Annotated in this window: 16 protein-coding genes and 2 pseudogenes; 6 read left to right on the top strand and 12 right to left on the bottom strand. The window is 70.3% G+C overall.

Annotated features, from left to right (window positions below):
- The first annotated feature begins 168 nt into the window (after nt 1–168).
- From D474_RS0121255 to D474_RS0121240, 4 genes are all read left to right on the top strand, one after another.
- Nucleotides 169–1,179, top strand: coding sequence for a pirin family protein (locus tag D474_RS0121255; protein ID WP_017615513.1), 1,011 nt, complete (start codon nt 169–171; stop codon nt 1,177–1,179).
- A 138-nt stretch (nt 1,180–1,317) separates the two neighbouring features.
- Nucleotides 1,318–1,944 carry an isochorismate family cysteine hydrolase YcaC gene (ycaC, locus tag D474_RS0121250; RefSeq protein WP_017615512.1) on the top strand — a complete coding sequence of 209 codons (627 nt, stop codon included), beginning with the start codon at nt 1,318–1,320 and terminating at the stop codon, nt 1,942–1,944.
- Between the two features lie 188 nt (nt 1,945–2,132).
- Nucleotides 2,133–2,816, top strand: coding sequence for an RraA family protein (locus tag D474_RS0121245; protein WP_017615511.1), 684 nt, complete (start codon nt 2,133–2,135; stop codon nt 2,814–2,816).
- Nucleotides 2,817–2,904: 88 nt separating this feature from the next.
- Nucleotides 2,905–3,957 (top strand): pirin family protein, encoded by a 1,053-nt coding sequence (locus D474_RS0121240; protein ID WP_017615510.1) that lies wholly within the window; start codon nt 2,905–2,907, stop codon nt 3,955–3,957.
- Between the two features lie 152 nt (nt 3,958–4,109).
- On the opposite strand, the gene D474_RS0121235 is transcribed toward D474_RS0121240, so the two are convergent.
- Complete coding sequence (locus tag D474_RS0121235; protein ID WP_017615509.1) at nt 4,110–4,943, bottom strand: urea carboxylase-associated family protein; 834 nt, start codon at nt 4,941–4,943, stop codon at nt 4,110–4,112.
- 81 nt (nt 4,944–5,024) lie between these two features.
- Nucleotides 5,025–5,441 (bottom strand): DUF4260 family protein, encoded by a 417-nt coding sequence (locus D474_RS0121230; protein ID WP_017615508.1) that lies wholly within the window; start codon nt 5,439–5,441, stop codon nt 5,025–5,027.
- Nucleotides 5,442–5,685: 244 nt separating this feature from the next.
- Here D474_RS0121230 and D474_RS29555 point away from each other — a divergent pair, with 244 nt between their 5' ends.
- Nucleotides 5,686–6,147, top strand: a complete 462-nt coding sequence (locus tag D474_RS29555) for a MarR family winged helix-turn-helix transcriptional regulator (protein WP_083931901.1) — start codon at nt 5,686–5,688, stop codon at nt 6,145–6,147.
- Nucleotides 6,144–7,403, top strand: coding sequence for an MFS transporter (locus D474_RS0121220; RefSeq protein WP_017615506.1), 1,260 nt, complete (start codon nt 6,144–6,146; stop codon nt 7,401–7,403). Before D474_RS29555 ends, D474_RS0121220 begins: the two co-directional genes overlap by 4 nt.
- 85 nt (nt 7,404–7,488) lie before the next feature.
- Here the strand turns inward: D474_RS0121220 and D474_RS29550 are convergent, their stop codons facing one another.
- The 10 genes and pseudogenes from D474_RS29550 to D474_RS32995 form a co-directional block, all read right to left on the bottom strand.
- A complete protein-coding gene (locus tag D474_RS29550; RefSeq protein WP_017615505.1) occupies nt 7,489–8,679 on the bottom strand; it encodes an ABC transporter ATP-binding protein in 1,191 nt (396 codons plus the stop codon).
- 6 nt (nt 8,680–8,685) lie between these two features.
- On the bottom strand, nt 8,686–8,877 hold the full coding sequence (locus D474_RS33000) for a hypothetical protein (protein ID WP_017615504.1): 192 nt from the start codon (nt 8,875–8,877) through the stop codon (nt 8,686–8,688).
- Nucleotides 8,878–8,953: 76 nt separating this feature from the next.
- A pseudogene (locus tag D474_RS34350) lies at nt 8,954–9,331 on the bottom strand (ABC transporter permease subunit); the annotation flags it as partial.
- A 232-nt stretch (nt 9,332–9,563) separates the two neighbouring features.
- Nucleotides 9,564–10,325: pseudogene (locus tag D474_RS34345) on the bottom strand (ABC transporter permease); the annotation flags it as partial.
- 6 nt (nt 10,326–10,331) lie between these two features.
- Nucleotides 10,332–11,390, bottom strand: a complete 1,059-nt coding sequence (locus D474_RS0121195) for an extracellular solute-binding protein (RefSeq protein WP_083931899.1) — start codon at nt 11,388–11,390, stop codon at nt 10,332–10,334.
- A gap of 217 nt (nt 11,391–11,607) precedes the next feature.
- The gene (locus tag D474_RS0121190) at nt 11,608–12,237 is read right to left on the bottom strand and encodes a TMEM165/GDT1 family protein (RefSeq protein WP_017615500.1); all 630 of its coding nucleotides are present in this window, start codon (nt 12,235–12,237) and stop codon (nt 11,608–11,610) included.
- Between the two features lie 31 nt (nt 12,238–12,268).
- Nucleotides 12,269–12,817 carry a Chromate resistance protein ChrB gene (locus D474_RS29545; protein ID WP_204367131.1) on the bottom strand — a complete coding sequence of 183 codons (549 nt, stop codon included), beginning with the start codon at nt 12,815–12,817 and terminating at the stop codon, nt 12,269–12,271.
- Between the two features lie 17 nt (nt 12,818–12,834).
- Nucleotides 12,835–13,500, bottom strand: a complete 666-nt coding sequence (locus tag D474_RS29540) for an MBL fold metallo-hydrolase (RefSeq protein ID WP_017615498.1) — start codon at nt 13,498–13,500, stop codon at nt 12,835–12,837.
- On the bottom strand, nt 13,500–14,612 hold the full coding sequence (locus tag D474_RS0121175) for an S-(hydroxymethyl)mycothiol dehydrogenase (RefSeq protein ID WP_026118677.1): 1,113 nt from the start codon (nt 14,610–14,612) through the stop codon (nt 13,500–13,502). Before D474_RS0121175 ends, D474_RS29540 begins: the two co-directional genes overlap by 1 nt.
- A gap of 9 nt (nt 14,613–14,621) precedes the next feature.
- A partial coding sequence (locus tag D474_RS32995) for a hypothetical protein (protein WP_040704131.1) occupies nt 14,622–14,875 on the bottom strand: 254 nt, incomplete at its 5' end.

Raw genomic sequence — 14,875 nt, 5'->3', positions numbered from 1 at the left:
CACGCCTTCGCTGGCGCTGCTTCCCGGCGGTGCACGGGGATCCGTGGCCGGTCCTGGGCATGCCGAAGTCGTTCCCTCCGGTGTCGTCCGTGGTGTGCGCCGAGGTCGAGCTTCAGTATTGTTTCAAAGTTGAATGAACATCGCCGGCCACTTCATGAGGAGGTCCCCATGCCGGCCATCACCGCCGACACCCTGACCCTGCCCCGCTTGGCGGGGCTGCCGGAGCACGACACACGCTGGCGTGAGGCCACGCAGGTGGTCACCGCCGGAAAGTTCCTGGAGGGCGAGGGGTTCGAGGTTCGGCGCCCCTTCCCCGGACCGGGCCTCTCCCTCGCCGACCCCTTCCTCCTGCTGGACCACCTGGGCGCCGTCGAGTACGCGCCGGGCGAGGCCAAGGGGGCTCCGTGGCATCCGCACCGGGGCTTCGAGACGGTCACCTACATCCTCGACGGCGCTTTCGAGCACACCGACTCCACAGGTGGGGGCGGTCTCATCCAGGATGGTTCAACCCAGTGGATGACGGCCGGATCCGGGGTGATGCACTCCGAGCTGCCGCCGCAGGACTTCGTCGCCACCGGAGGGCTCTTCCACGGGGTCCAGCTGTGGGTCAACCTGCCCCGGGCCTCGAAGTGGACGCCGCCGCGCTACCAGGACATCGGTTCCCGGGATCTCACCCTCCTGTCCAGCGATGACGGGGGCTCGCTGGTCCGTGTGATCGCCGGTGAGCTCGACGGCCACCAGGGGCCCGGGTCGACCTGGACACCCATCAACTACGCCCACGCCACCGTAGCCCCGGGCGCCCGTCTCGCGCTGCGCTGGCCCGAGCACTTCAACGCACTCGTCTACGTCCTCTCCGGGCGCGGAACCGTCGGCAACCAGGGTCGTCCCCTCGAGGAGGGCCAGTTGGCGGTGCTCGGTGCGGGCGAAGCGCTGACCCTGCGTGCGGCCGCAACCCAGCCCCAGGCCTCGGGGCAGGGGTGGGAGGTCCTGCTCATCGGCGGTATGCCGCTCAGGGAGTCGGTGGCCCGGCACGGCCCCTTCGTGATGAACACCAAGGCCGAGATCATCCAAGCGGCCGAAGACTTCCAGAAGGGGCGCCTGATCCGGGAGACGCCGGGCCACATGGGCGATGCCTCCGGCCGTGCAGCCAAGGGCGGATCCACCCCGCCCCGGGGGTGAGTGAGGCCGCTGGTACAAGGCGGCCGAGGCTCCACCTTCTTCCGCGCGACCACTTCCGAAACCTGCCACCGCCAGCGGCCTCGTGCCTTGCGCACGGGGCAACCGAGAAACACACCGGACCGAAAGGATGTGTCTGAGATGACGACATCGTACAAGCGTCTGGACCGGGATCAGGCGGCCGTCCTGCTCGTCGACCACCAAGCAGGACTGCTTTCCCTGGTTCGTGACGCGCATCCCGACGCGTTCAAGAACAACGTCCTGGCGCTGGCGGACATCGCTGCCTACTTCGAACTACCGACCGTGCTGTCCACGAGCTTCGAGGACGGTCCCAACGGACCCATCGTTCCCGAGATCCGGGAAAAGCTGCCCGAGGCGGCCTTCGTCCCGCGCCCGGGACAGATCAACGCCTGGGACAACGAGGACTTCGTTCAGGCGGTCGAGGCCACCGGACGCAGGCAGCTCATCATCGCGGGGGTCGTGACCGAGGTGTGCGTGGCCTTCCCGGCGCTCTCGGCCATCGAGGCCGGCTACGAGGTCTTCGTCGTGACCGACGCCTCCGGCACGCTCAACGAGGTCACCCGACACGCCGCCTGGGACCGGATGTCATCGGCCGGGGCCCAGCTGACCAGCTGGTTCGCTGCGGCCGGTGAACTGCACCGGGACTGGCGCAACGACGTCGAGGGGCTGGGGGCTCTCTTCGCCGACCACCTCCCCGACTACAAGAACCTGATGACCAGCTACGCGGCACACTCCACCAAGGAGTGAGTCTTGAGCTGGTGGTGCGGGCCCGGCCGGATCTGCCGAGGGCTGGGCCCGGAGCATCCGTCGAGTCCGAGCGCCGACCGATCGGGGAATGGACCGGAACCCACGTTCGGTGTCGAATGAACCACACGCCGAACGCGGCCGCCGTGCACGTGGTGTGCCGGACTGCAACGTCCACCTCAGGGGGAACCATGTACGAACAGGAACGGGCCGGGGCGCAGCGCGTGATGCCGGAGAGGGTCGGCTGCGCGGATCTCGTCGACGCGATGACCCGGATCCACGGGCACCGCGCCGACATCCTCGACCTCGTGAGCCCGACCCCGGACAGGCCGCTGTTCGGGCCCGCAGCGACCATCGAGTATCTGCCGTACCGGGACGACCTCGAGGAAGGCAACGCTCTCGGGTTCGCCGGGTGGTTCTACCGCGCGGTCGGCGACGAACCTGCCGGAAAGGTCCTGGTGATGTCGAGCGGCGGGTACCCGGACGCTTCGCACGGAGGCGCCACGAAACTGTCCCGGGTCGGCAACAACGGCTTGGCCGGGATCCTCGCCGACGGCCGGATCCGCGATTTCGGTGAGCTCGCCGATGGCCCTCACGCCACCTGGTGCACGGGCGAGGCCACCCGCTGGGGAGGTGACACAGTAGCGCCCTACGCGGCCGGTGTGCCGGTGCAGGTACGCGGGGTCACGGTGGTCCCCGGGGACCACGTCTTCGTGGACCGCTCCGGCGCTGTCGTCATCCCAGAGGCCTCCGTGGACCGTGTTCTGGAGGAGGCGGGGCGCATTCGTAGCGCAGATCAGGGGTTCCTGCCTGTTGTCCGGGGCGAGGATCCCGAGCAACTGCGCCGTGGCAGCGTGCGGAGTACCGAACACTGAGGACCGGCGCCGAGCATCCGTCGCCGGGTCGGAGACCGCCCGGACGCGCCCACGGGTGCGTGCCCACACGATCAGGAGGGACACCGAAATGACCAACCAGGAGGCTCGCCCGAGCCCTCAGGTGTGCGCGGACGGCGGCCTGCCGGGGCCGTGGGCCGAACGCGAGGGGCTGGCGCCGGTCGAGATCATCAGTTCGCGAGCCGTGCCGTTGGGCGGACCGCGGGCGATGAACGTGCGCCGTACCCTTCCGCAGCGGCAGCGTTCGCTGATCGGGGCGTGGTGCTTCGTCGACCACTACGGTCCGGACGAGGTCGCGGCCACCGGCGGGATGGACGTGGCGCCGCACCCGCACACCGGGCTGCAGACGGTCAGCTGGCTGTTCGAGGGGGCCATCGCCCACGTCGACTCGGGCGGCAACAGCGCTGACGTGCTGCCTGGCGAGATGAACCTGATGACGGCGGGAGCCGGCATCTGCCACTCCGAGACCTCCTCGCCCCACACCGGACGGCTCCACGGGGTGCAGCTCTGGGTCGCCCTGCCCGAGGAGGCCCGCCACGGCGCCGGCCGCAAGTTCGAACACCACGTCCCCGAACCCGTGGCCTTCGCCGGGGGTTCCGCGCTGGTCTTCCTCGGCTCGCTGTTGGGTTCGCGCTCGCCGGTGAGCATGTACACCCCGCTGGTGGGTGCCGAACTCCGCCTCGAAGCCGGCGCCGAACTCGCCCTCGAGGTCGACGAGGGGTTCGAACACGGTCTCCTCGTGGACACGGGTGAGGCCGTCACGCTCGAAGGAGTGCACGTGCCCGAGGACGCCGTGGGCTACACCGGGGTGGGCTCGGAGGTCCTGCGCATCGTCAACGGCGGTGACGGGCAGGCCCGGCTCATGCTCCTGGGCGGTGCCCCCTTCGACGAGGAGGTCATCATGTGGTGGAACTTCCTGGGCCGCTCGACCGAGGAGATCAGGCAGTTCCGTCAGGAGTGGGAGGAACACGGCGAGCGGTTCGGCCGCGTCGAAGGCTACGTGGGCCACGGCGGCCCGGGCAGGAACCGCGACGGGCTGGACCGGCTCCCGGCCCCCGAGCTGCCGCAGGTGCGCATGCGTCCCAGGAAGAACCCGCCGCCGCACGCCCAGTTCGAGGGGTGACCGGCTCTCCCGGACATCTCGCCGACAGGGCCGTCGCCCCCGACCGTTCCGGTGCGACAGCGGATCGTCCCCCGAGGGCGCAGCAGGCCGGCCCCGAGCGTCCGGGTGTGGTGTTCGTGAGTGAGCAGGGCACGGGCGCGCCGGGCCGGTCTTCAGCCGGGTCCGGTGAGGCCGTGCCGGCCCCTGTAGGCCGCGGGCTCCGGCTCGCTCCAACCGTCCGTGAGCCCTGCCCCGGGCCGCAGGACCTCCACCCCGAGCGGGCGGCACACGTCGATCGGGTCCCGGGCGTCCGGCCCCCACAGCGAAACCGACAGGTCGCCGCCGGGACAGGTCGACAGCGCGCACAACAGGTCCTGTTCGGCGAAGAACTCGAAGAAGTCGCCCGGCCGGGCGGGGGAGGCCTTCATGAAGTACCGGTCCTGGTCGTTGAGGCCGGTGCACTGGAAGACGTTGAGAACGTCGTGCACGTCGAACTCGGTCAGCCCGTACGGCAGCACCGCGCGGGTCAGGTTCGAATGGCAGTGCCGGTCGGAGTCCTCACCCGTGAGCATCCGGTTCACGTACGGGTCGCACCGGGTCCCGAGCAGGTCGTGCACCCGGCCGCCGTCCTCGTCCTCGCCGTACCACTCCAGGGTGTCGCCCGTGACCGTCACCAGGGGGCGCAGGTACGGCAGGGTCGACCACAACCGGTCGTGCCGGCTCACGTGCGCGCTCTGCAACTGCCGGGTCCGCGAGGCCCACAGCCGCTCGCGAGGGTTGTGCCGGTTCCAGATGTTGAGGTCCCCGACCTGGGCCCCTTCGGGGGTGGAGATCCGGCACAGGTGCCCGGCGGGGACCTCCCACGCCCGGCCGGAGCGGATCGGCAGGACGAAGCCTTCGACGAGCTCGCGGTCCTCGGTGTCTTCGGCCAGGCGGTCGTAGAAGGCGGTGTCGACATCGAGGGGGCTGCCCTCGCCGGACCGGTAGGCGGCCTCGGGTGAACCCAACGTGCTCCTCGCTTCCGAACGGGGGAGTGCGGATCGTTCCCCGCTTACCCGTGGGCGCGCGCTGTAACCCCGGGCCGGAGCTCAGGCACGTTCGGCGCCGTCGCGCGGGGCTCTGCCGATGACGCCGAGGTGGGTGTGGGTGAAGGGGCCGAGCTTGAGCCCGTAGCCCAGGGCGCGGTCGACGGCGACGTGGAATGCCCAGCAGGCGGCGAGCAGCAGGGGCCAGACGGTGTCGACACCGCCGAGCTGCAGACCCGCCCAGGCCGTGACCAGGGCGGCCGGTGCGGTGTGGTTGTGCACGACGTTGTAGAAGAGCGCTCCCACCCGCTGGTTGGCCAGGTAACCCAGCGCTGAGAGGTCGAAGGCGAGGAAGGCGGCCAACAGCAGCCACCACGGCTGCCCCCACACGATCATCGCCATGACGATGCCTGCGGCGATCAGAGAGTTCTCGGCGCGCTGCCAGCCGATCGCCCGGTGCTGCGGGACCTCTGCGGCCATGACGGCTCCTTGCTCTCGATCGGGTTGCCCGGAGTCAGAAGGAGGTCCGCCGGTCCCCGATGGCGTGGACGACCTCGTCGCAATGACTCCAGGAGGTAGTGCCCGCAGTCGAGCAGTTCGACGCGCCCCTGCGGGCCTTTCCTCCGGCGCGTTCCCTTCTGCCGTGCGGCGTGTGTGCCATTGCACTGCCTGGTCCTGGGGTGAATCTTTGCTGGGTTATATAACCCGGTGATATTGTCGCGGGGTGGTTGAGAGAACTCCGTCGTCCGGCGAGGTACTGACAGCACTGCTCGAGCGCGTGTACGTGCTCAATCGCCTCGCCTCCACGCGCACCCCGGGCGGCCACTCGCCCTCGTACTACCGCGTCCTCGGGCTCTTGACCGACCACGGGTCCCAGAGGGTCGGCGACCTCGCCGCCGCCGCTCACATGAGCCAGCCGGGGATGACCAAGACGATCAATCTCCTCGTCGAACAGGGTTTCGCCACCCGTTCGCACGATCCCGACGACTCGCGGGTCACGCTCGTGACCGTCACCGACGCGGGACGCGAACAGATCCGCAACCGTGCCGAGGAGATCGTCGAGCGTCTGCTCGTGGACGTCGCCCCGCTCAGCGAGGCCGAACGCCGCACCCTCCAAGAGACCGTCCGCATCCTGGAAAGCCGTATACCGGGGGCGTCGACGCCCCCCGAGAGAGATCACGGATGAGTATCGAGACCGACGAGGAGTTATCGGCCCTGAAGAAGGAGGCCCCGGGCGGGCGCTGGTGGAACCAGCCCCGGACCGTCTGGGCGGTGGCCTTCGCCGCGACCGTCTCCTTCATGGGCATCGGCCTGGTGGACCCGATCCTCCCGGCCATCTCGGAGGAACTGCACGCCACACCCACCGAGACGTCGCTGCTGTTCACCTCCTACCTGTTCATCACCGCCGTAGCGATGTTCTTCAGCAGCTGGGTCTCCGGCCGCCTGGGCGCGCGCAACACCCTGCTGCTGAGCCTGGCCGTGGTGGTGGCCTTCTCGCTGGCCTCCGGCCTGGCCCCGACCGTGGCGTGGATCATCGCCTTCCGCGCGCTGTGGGGGTTGGGCAATGCCCTGTTCATCTCCACGGCGTTGTCCACGATCATCAGCGAGTCGCGCGACGCCGACGGCGCGATCATCCTCTACGAGGCCGCCATCGGCGTCGGCATGGCAGTCGGACCGCTGGCGGGCGGCCTGCTCGGAACCCTGTCCTGGCGCGCGCCGTTCATCGGCACCTCCGTCCTCATGGCAGGCGCGTTCGTGGCGATCCTGCTCCTGTTGCGCAAGCACGCCGCGGAGAAGGTGCACACCCCTCTCTTCGCGGCCTTCACGGGACTGACGCGGCTGCCGCTGCTGTCCTTCGCCCTCGTGGCGCTCTTCTACAACATGGCGTTCTTCGTGGTGCTGGCCTGGTCGCCGTACCCGCTCGGGTTCAACGCGATGGGCATCGGACTGACCTTCTTCGGTTGGGGCCTCGGACTGGCGCTCACCTCGGTCATCGCCGCACCGGCCCTGACCGCGAGGTTCAAGCGCACCACCGTCATCGCCCACGGACTGGTGAGCCTTCTGGTCGTGCTGGTGCTGGCCGCTCTGCTGGTGGACTTCGCGCCCGTCCTGGTGGTCCTCATCATCGCGGCCGGCCTGATCCTCGGCGTGATGAACACGGTCCTGACCGAGTCGTCCATGGCCGCCACCGACCTGCCGCGCCCGGTCGCGTCCTCGGCCTACTCGGGTATCCGCTTCCTCGGCGGCGCCGTTGCCCCACCCGTGGCCTCGGCCGCCGGTGCCGCGCTCGGTGCCTCCGCGCCCTACCTCTACGGGGCCGGTGCCCTGGCCGTGGCCCTGGTCGTCTTCTTCGTGCTGCACCGCCGGCTCACTGTGGTCGACGGAGCGCACCAGGACAGCGCCCTGGAGGAGGCCGAGGCCCTCATCGGCAACGCCGACTGACTGCGGGCCCCGTGCGGGGACGCAGATCGAAGCACAGCCGCGGGCCGCGGCCGGTCGCGGGGAGCGTAGGTGCGCCACCTGCGGCTCAATAGCCCTGGGCCATGGAGACGTGGGGGCCCGGGGTGACCGTCTCCGAGCGGTTCGGCGTTGCGGACACGGAGGGCGGTGCGGTGCGGCTCCGCCACTCAGCGACGGCGTTGCCTCCGACGAGCGCGGCGGGGCCGTCGATGTCCACGCGCACGCGAGAGCCGCGCCGCAGCGGCGTGGGCCCGTGGGCCCGGGCCCGCAGGCGGCCGTTGTTGCTGAGGACGGCGCTGTCCGCCCGGCCGAGTGGTTGCAGCAACACGGCCGCGTCGTGACCGTAGAAGTGGACGTCGGTGACGACGGCGTTGGCCTGCTCTCCCGCGTTCTCGGAGGCCGGCCGCACCCGCACCTGTTCCGGCCGGAGCATTGCCACCGGCGGGTGGGGGTCGGCCCCCGCGGCCCCGCCCTCGGCACCGTCGGTGCGGTCCAGCTCCAGGCCACAGCACCGGAGCGCCCCTGAGGAGGAGGCGTCCAACACGATCACGTCACCGAGCAGGAGCGCGACGTCGAGATCGGCCGGACGCGCGTAGACCTCTCTCGGCTCTCCGACCTGCGCGATCCTCCCGCCGCGCATCACCGCGACCAGGTCGGCCATGCTCATCGCCTCGGCCTGGTCGTGGGTCACCAGCATCGCGGTCGTCCCCGAGACCCTGAGAACCCGCACGACGTCCTCGCGCAGCTCGGTGCGCAGTCCGGCGTCCAGCGAGCTGAACGGTTCGTCGAGCAGCACGAACCGGGGCCGAGGGGCCAGGGCCCTGGCCAGGGCCACCCGCTGCTGCTGGCCTCCGGAGAGCTCCTGGGGCATCCGTCGGCCGAAACCGCTCAGCCCCACCAGGTCGAGCATCTCCTCGACACGTTCGCGTGAGCCTCGCCCGGAGCCCAGGCCGAAGGCCACGTTGCCGGCGACGGACAAGTGCGGGAAGAGGGCCCCTTCCTGAGGCAGGATGCCGACCCCGCGCCGTTCCGGCCGTACGTGGTCACGCGAGCTCGCCACGACGCGGCCGTCCATCCGCACCCGGCCGTCCAGCGGTTGGTGGAAACCGGCGATGGTGCGCAGCAGGGTCGTCTTGCCGCATCCGGACGGCCCCAGGACCGCGGCGATGGATCCGCTGGGCACGGTGAGGTCCACACCGTCGAGCACGAGTGGACCGCCGAAACCCGCACGGATCCCTCGGAGCTCCACCTCTGCCATCACTGCTCACCTTCCTCGCCCTGTTCGAGGGTGTGTGCCCACCGGCACGGCCAACCGCGCGGCGGTCCTGCGTTCCTTCTCGGTCCGTTCGATCACGGCGAAGCCCAGGACCAGGGCGGGGATCATCGCGATCACGATGAGCGCCAGGGCGTAGGGTGCCGCCGCGCCGTAGAGCATGCGGTTGGTCAGCGCCCACATCTCGGTGGCGAGGGTGTTGGCGCCGGTCGGTCGCAGGAGCAGAGTCGCGGGCAGTTCCTTCGCCGCCGTGAGGAAGANCCAGCCCCCCCCCCGCCGCGATACCCGGCGTGGCGAGCGGCAGCGTCACCCTCGCATGGGTGGCGGCGCTGCCCTTGCCGAGCGAACGCGAGACCTCCTCCAGGCGCGGGGGCGCCGCCGCCACCCCTGCTCGGACCCCCGCGATCGCCAGGGGCAGGAAAAGCACGCCGTAGGCGAGGATCAGCAGCGGGGTCTCCTGATACCACCCCGGGACCAGTCGGATGCCACCGAAGACGAAGGCCAGCCCGATCGTGATGCCGGGCAGGGCGTAGCCGATGTAGCCGATCGACTCCAGGAAGCGCGCGAACCGCCCGTCGTGTCGAGCGGCCAGGATCGCCACGGGGAAGGCCAGAGCCACCGCGGTCAGGGCACCCATCGCGGAGAACGAGAGGGTGTTCCAGAGGGCCTCGACCAACCGGTCCGGGCTGAAGCCGCGGGAGTTCCCGGCGACGAACCAGCCCGCCACGGTGGCGACCGGAACCCCGAGGGCTGCCACCAGGAGGGCGATCGAGGCGACGAANCGGCGGGCGTCCCGCCACACCCTTGCCCACGCGCACCTGACCGAAATGGGCCGCCCTGCCGCGTGCCCGCCGTTCCGCGATCATGACGGCCGCCGCCACCAGCACGAGCACGCACCCGAAGATCGCCGCGGGGGTGCGGTCGAACCCCGACCGGTAGCTCACGAAGATGTTGAGTGTGAGGGTCTCGTAGCGCATCAGCGAGGGGGCGGCGAAGTCGGCCAGCACGTAGAGCGTCACCAGCAACCCCCCGGCCAGCACGGCGGGGCGCACTCCCCGCACGGTCACCAGGAAGAACGTGCGCACGGCGCTCTTTCCCAGCGACCTGGCGACCTCCTCGGTGGCCAGGTCGCCGCCGCGCAGTGCCGCCATCACCGGCAGCATGACGTAGGGGTAGGTGCCGAGCGTCAGTACCAGGAACGCTCCGGCGAAGCCCGCGAGATCCGGCCGGATCGAGATCCAGGCCGGGGCGGTGACCAGGGTCGGGGTCGCCAGCGGCAGTGCGAACAGCACGCCCATGGTGCGGCGGCACGGCAGATCGCTGCGGGCTGTCAGCCAGGCGCACGCGACGCCGATCACCAGGCACGCGACGGTCACCGAGCCGGCGAGCAGTCCCGTGCGCCACAACAGCTCGGCGGTCCGCTGCGAGGCCACGTGGTCCACCGCGACCCCGAAGCCCCGTTCGAACGCACGCAGCACCAGGTAGGACAGCGGCACCAGAACGAAGGCGGCGACCGCGACCGACGCCGCTGACAGGACCGGTGCCCGCCGCAGGAGTGACGTCCTCACGGCGGTGACCCGCCCGGGCCGTGTCGCCCGGGGCGGGTCGTCGTGTTCGGTGTGCTCAGGCATGGCCCGTCACAGCAGGCCGGCGTTCTGCAGCATGTCCAGGGTCCCCTCCATCGAGGCGACCTCCCCCAGTTCCATCGCGGGGGGACTGAGCTCGCTGAGGGGCACGAGGTCGTGCTGGGTCGATTCGACGCCCTCGCGGATCGGGTACTCCGCGGTGTCGTCGGCGAAGTGCTGCTGCGCGGTCTCCGAGACCATGAAGGAGACGAGTTCGTTCGCCTCGTCCTGCATGTCGCTGCTGTCGATCACCGAGATTCCGGCGATGACCACCAGGCCGAGCGGGTCGCCGCCCGTGATGTGGTGCGGTTCCCAGTGGACGTTCTCCTCACCGAACTCCTCGGTCTGAACGATGTGGTAATAGTGATTGACCATGCCGATATCGACGGTTCCGTTCTCCACGCCCTCGATGATGGCCCGGTTGTTGTCGAACGGCTCGGGGTCGTTCGCGGCGAACTCCTCGAGCCACTCCTCGGTCCAGTCGTCTCCCTGGATCGTCCGCAGGCCGCTGACGAAGGATTGGAACGAGGAATTGCTCGGGGCAAAACCCACCTCTTCCTGCCAGCGTTCGTCGGTCAGGTCGTCGATGCCCTCGGGGAGTTCGTCGGGGGAGAGGTTGTCGGGGTCGTGGGCGATCACGCGTGCCCGGGCCGAGGTGGCGACCCAGGAACCGTCGTCGGCCTGGTACTCCTCGGGTACCTGTGAGAGCACGTCGTCGGAGAGGGCGGCGATGTGCCCGGCCTCGGCGAGGGCGTTGATGCCGCCGACCTCCAGGGTGAAGTTGACGTCGGCCGGCGTGGCCTCGCCCTCCTCGAGGATCTGGGCGGTCATCTCCGCGCTGTCGCCGTAGCGGACGTCGAGCTCGATGCCGGTCTCTTCCTCGAACTGCTCGAAGAGAGGCTCGACGTTCTCTTCCTCCCGTCCGGAATAGATGGTGAGAACGTCCTCGTCCGTCTCGCCGGTGTCGTCTTCGAAAGCCCCGCATGATGTGAGGGCAAGGGTGAGGGCCAGGGCCGAAGAAAAACCGCAGGTCACCCGTTTCTTATTTCCTCTGGTCGGATTGGACCCCACCGCGACTCCTCATTCTTGTTTCGCTTGGAGGGGTTCCATCGTAGTGTCGGCCGTGCCAGCTGTAAATCCTGGTCTTCCCTGATCTAGGGGATTTGTTTCAGCGTCGCAGTAGCGTGCATAACCGCGGTCACTGGCGATTCCTGGTCCATGTTAGATTCGGTCCTTAACGGCTGTTATTTATTCTTCGGTGTGGAATTCCGTGCCGCCTCGGGGTGGTTCAGAGCGTGGCGCCGGCGATCTCCCACGCGGCGCCGACGGCCAGGAGCAGACACACACCCGCACCCGCGTAGTAGACCCGGTGCGGCCTGACCGCACGCAGCAGTCGCCGTCCCACCAGGACCGCGAGTGTGCCCACCGTCAGCAGCGCCCCCAGGGCACCCGCGTAGACCTCGACCGGCGCCTCGAAACGGGCCGCCAGGGAGATGGTGAGCAGTTGCGACGGGTCGCCGAATTCGGCGAACAGAAGCACCGCGAACGACGTCGCGACCGCCCGGAGTCCGGTGGCCGGCCCCGCCCTCGCGGCGACGGTCTCCTCGGCCTCGGTCAGTTCCTCCTCCTCGGCGTCGGCCTCCCGCTGGTGTTCGCGAGCCTCCCGGAACAGCATGACCGCGCCGATAAGGAACAGGCAGGCCGCGACGGCGGTGACCGGGGTGCGGGGCAGCAGGGTCACCGCTGTCCCCAGGGCGACCGCGATCGCGGTCTGTACCGCGAACGCCGCCGCGACACCGATCCATACCGGCAACGGCCTGTAACGAGTGGCCAGGACCAGCGTGGCCAGAAAGGTGGTGTCGGGCAGTTCGGCAAGGAGGACGGTGCCGAAGGTCAGGACGAGCGCCGGCAGATCCATCGGTTCAGGGCCCCGTTCCCACGGCGTTCGGTCAGGTCCCCGGCGGTGGTCCGGGCGGTGATGAGTGGTGGTCGAGTTCGGCGGCGTAGACACGCTCGGCGAACTCGTTCAACGCCTCGGCGCACGCCTCGGCGGCTTCGCGCGCCTGCACCCCGCGCGGCGCGTCGAGTGTGTCACGGGCGCTGATCTTGTCCAGCCAGGCACGCAGCTTGGCCAGATCCTCCTCGTTCTCCTCGAGCTCGGCGTAGGTGAACTTCTCGGCCTTGGTCTCCTTCTCGAGCTCGGCGTGGAAGTCCTCGCAGCGCCCGAGCAGCTCGGCGTACTCGGCGTTGCGGGCGGCGTTGAACCCCGCGACGATCTGTTCGGAGCCGACGAGTGTGTCCGCCCGCAGGAGCTGGCCGGAACCGCCCATCTCCTCGACCTCGGCCCGCAACTTGCGCATCGCCCGTTCCGCCGACGCCGACTCCGGCAGCGCCGCGACGGAGTTGGCCAGGTAGATCGCGCCGGCGGCCTTGAGCCGCCGCCACACCATGGCCCGCAGACGGGACGGCTCACTGGGTACCCGGTATATCAGCAGCAACCAGGTGGCTCTTGTGCTCAGGGGGTGCCCTCCTCTCCGGACAGCCGCGCCGGCGAACCTTCCCCGGCGGCGTCGGCGTCCATCGCCGCCCGCTCGGCACCGATGGTGGTGCCGTCGCCGTGGCCGGGACGGACGACGGTGTCGTCGGGCAGTGCGAAGAGCCGGGCGCGGATGGCGGCCTCGAGCGTGGGCAGGTCGGAGTAGGAGCGTCCGGTCGCGCCGGGCCCGCCCCGGAAGAGGGTGTCCCCGGTGAAGACGCAGCCGAGGTCCGGAGCGTACAAACACACCCCGCCCGGGGCGTGGCCGGGGGTGTGCAGCACCCTCAGCCGGGTGCCCGCGACGGTGATCTCCTGCCCGTCGCTCAGGTCCTCGTCCCACTCGGTGCCGGTGTGGGTCAGCTCCCACAGGGGCCGGTCGGCGGGGTGCAGCAGGATCGGCGCGCCGACGGCCTCTCGCAACGCGGGCGCCACCCTCACGTGGTCGTCGTGGGCGTGGGTGCACACGACGGCGGTGACCTTCCGCCCGCCCACCACCGCGCGGATCCCGTCGACGTCGTGGGGCGCGTCGATGACGACGCATTCCGCGTCGTCGCCCACCACCCAGACGTTGTTGGCGACCTCGTGGGTCTGCCCGTCCAGCGAGAACGTACCGCTGATGACGGTGTGGTCGATGCGGGCGGCCATCAGAGCACCACCACCGAACGCAGCACGCCGCCGTGGTGCATCTTCTCGAAGGCGGCATCGACGTCGGCGATCCCGATCTCCTCGGTCACGAACGCGTCCAGGTCCAGCCGGCCCTGCTGGTACAGGTCGACCAGCATCGGGAAGTCCCGGGACGGCAGACAGTCGCCGTACCAGCTGGACTTCAGCGCGCCCCCGCGGCCGAAGACGTCGATCAGGGGCAGGTCCGGCACGGTCATGTCCGGGGTGGGCACCCCGACCAGGACGGCCGTTCCCGCCAGGTCGCGGGCGTAGAAGGCCTGTTTCCACGTCTCCGGTCTCCCCACCGCCTCGACCACCAGGTCGGCGCCCTCGGCACCCTCGTAGGTCCCGGAGCAGATCCGCTTGATCTCCTCAACCGGGTCGGACCGGGAGGAGTCCACGGTGTGGGTTGCACCCAACGCCCGGGCCGCCTCCAGTTTCTCGGCGTCGATGTCCACCGCGATGACCGGCGAGGACCCGGCCAGGGCCGCGCCCGCGATCGCGGCGACGCCGACGCCGCCGCAACCGATCACCGCTGTCGAGCGGCCCCGGGTCGCCCCGCCGGTGTTGATCGCGGCGCCGAGGCCCGCCATCACGCCGCAGCCGAGCAGGCCCACAGCGGCCGGACGGGCCTGCGGGTCGACCTTGGTGCACTGTCCGGCGGCCACCAGGGTCTTCTCGGCGAACGCTCCGATCCCCAGTGCCGGGGACAGCTCGGTACCGGCGTCGGGGCCCTCGGCCAGGGTCATCTTCTGCGCGGCGTTGTGTGTGTTGAAGCAGTACTGCAGGTCACCGCGCTCGCACGCCCGGCACTGACCGCAGACGGCCCGCCAGTTCAGCACCACGAAGTCCCCCGGCGCGACAGCGGTGACGTCCGGTCCCACGGCCTCCACGACCCCGGCGGCCTCGTGGCCCAGCAGGAACGGGAACTCGTCGTTGATCCCGCCCTCCCGGTAGTGCAGGTCGGTGTGGCACACCCCGCAGGCCTGCACGGCCACCACCGCCTCGCCCGGTCCCGGATCCGGGACGCTGATCGTCACCAGCTCCACCGGAGCGCCCTTGCTACGTGCGACGACTCCCTCAACCTGTTGCATGTGCGGTCCTCACCTGGTTCGGTCCGGCCCGGTCTCGGCCGGTTCTGTCACGGATGGTTCGGTCACGGGGGTGGTGGTCGTCCCGTTCGTGTCCGCACCGTCGGCCGGCTCCGGAGGCCGGCCGGTGCCCGCCCTGGGCCGGCGCGGATCGGGCCGCGGGACCAGCTCGCCGGTCCGCGGCCGGTCGGGGTCGTTGGCCGCCTCCACCGCAGCCGTGACCAGCTCGTGGTCGGGCGAGAGGTGGCAGACAGGGTCGGTGCGGG

The sequence above is a fragment of the Nocardiopsis salina YIM 90010 genome, from assembly GCF_000341025.1.
In the GTDB taxonomy this organism is placed as follows: Bacteria; Actinomycetota; Actinomycetes; order Streptosporangiales; family Streptosporangiaceae; genus Nocardiopsis; species Nocardiopsis salina.
The sequence above is the reverse complement of the archived record's forward strand: the minus strand, read 5'-3'. Positions and strand labels throughout refer to the sequence as shown.

What these genes read in the sequence shown, in the direction of transcription:
- ycaC (WP_017615512.1), top strand. Translation starts at nt 1,318, where the DNA reads ATGACGACATCGTACAAGCGTCTGGACCGGGATCAGGCGGCCGTCCTG.
- D474_RS0121220 (WP_017615506.1), top strand. Translation starts at nt 6,144, where the DNA reads ATGAGTATCGAGACCGACGAGGAGTTATCGGCCCTGAAGAAGGAGGCC.
- D474_RS0121245 (WP_017615511.1), top strand. Translation starts at nt 2,133, where the DNA reads ATGTACGAACAGGAACGGGCCGGGGCGCAGCGCGTGATGCCGGAGAGG.
- D474_RS0121190 (WP_017615500.1), bottom strand. Translation starts at nt 12,237, where the DNA reads ATGGATCTGCCGGCGCTCGTCCTGACCTTCGGCACCGTCCTCCTTGCC.
- D474_RS29550 (WP_017615505.1), bottom strand. Translation starts at nt 8,679, where the DNA reads ATGGCAGAGGTGGAGCTCCGAGGGATCCGTGCGGGTTTCGGCGGTCCA.
- D474_RS29540 (WP_017615498.1), bottom strand. Translation starts at nt 13,500, where the DNA reads ATGGCCGCCCGCATCGACCACACCGTCATCAGCGGTACGTTCTCGCTG.
- D474_RS33000 (WP_017615504.1), bottom strand. Translation starts at nt 8,877, where the DNA reads ATGTGGGCGCTGACCAACCGCATGCTCTACGGCGCGGCGGCACCCTAC.
- D474_RS0121175 (WP_026118677.1), bottom strand. Translation starts at nt 14,612, where the DNA reads ATGCAACAGGTTGAGGGAGTCGTCGCACGTAGCAAGGGCGCTCCGGTG.
- D474_RS0121230 (WP_017615508.1), bottom strand. Translation starts at nt 5,441, where the DNA reads ATGGCCGCAGAGGTCCCGCAGCACCGGGCGATCGGCTGGCAGCGCGCC.
- D474_RS0121255 (WP_017615513.1), top strand. Translation starts at nt 169, where the DNA reads ATGCCGGCCATCACCGCCGACACCCTGACCCTGCCCCGCTTGGCGGGG.
- D474_RS0121240 (WP_017615510.1), top strand. Translation starts at nt 2,905, where the DNA reads ATGACCAACCAGGAGGCTCGCCCGAGCCCTCAGGTGTGCGCGGACGGC.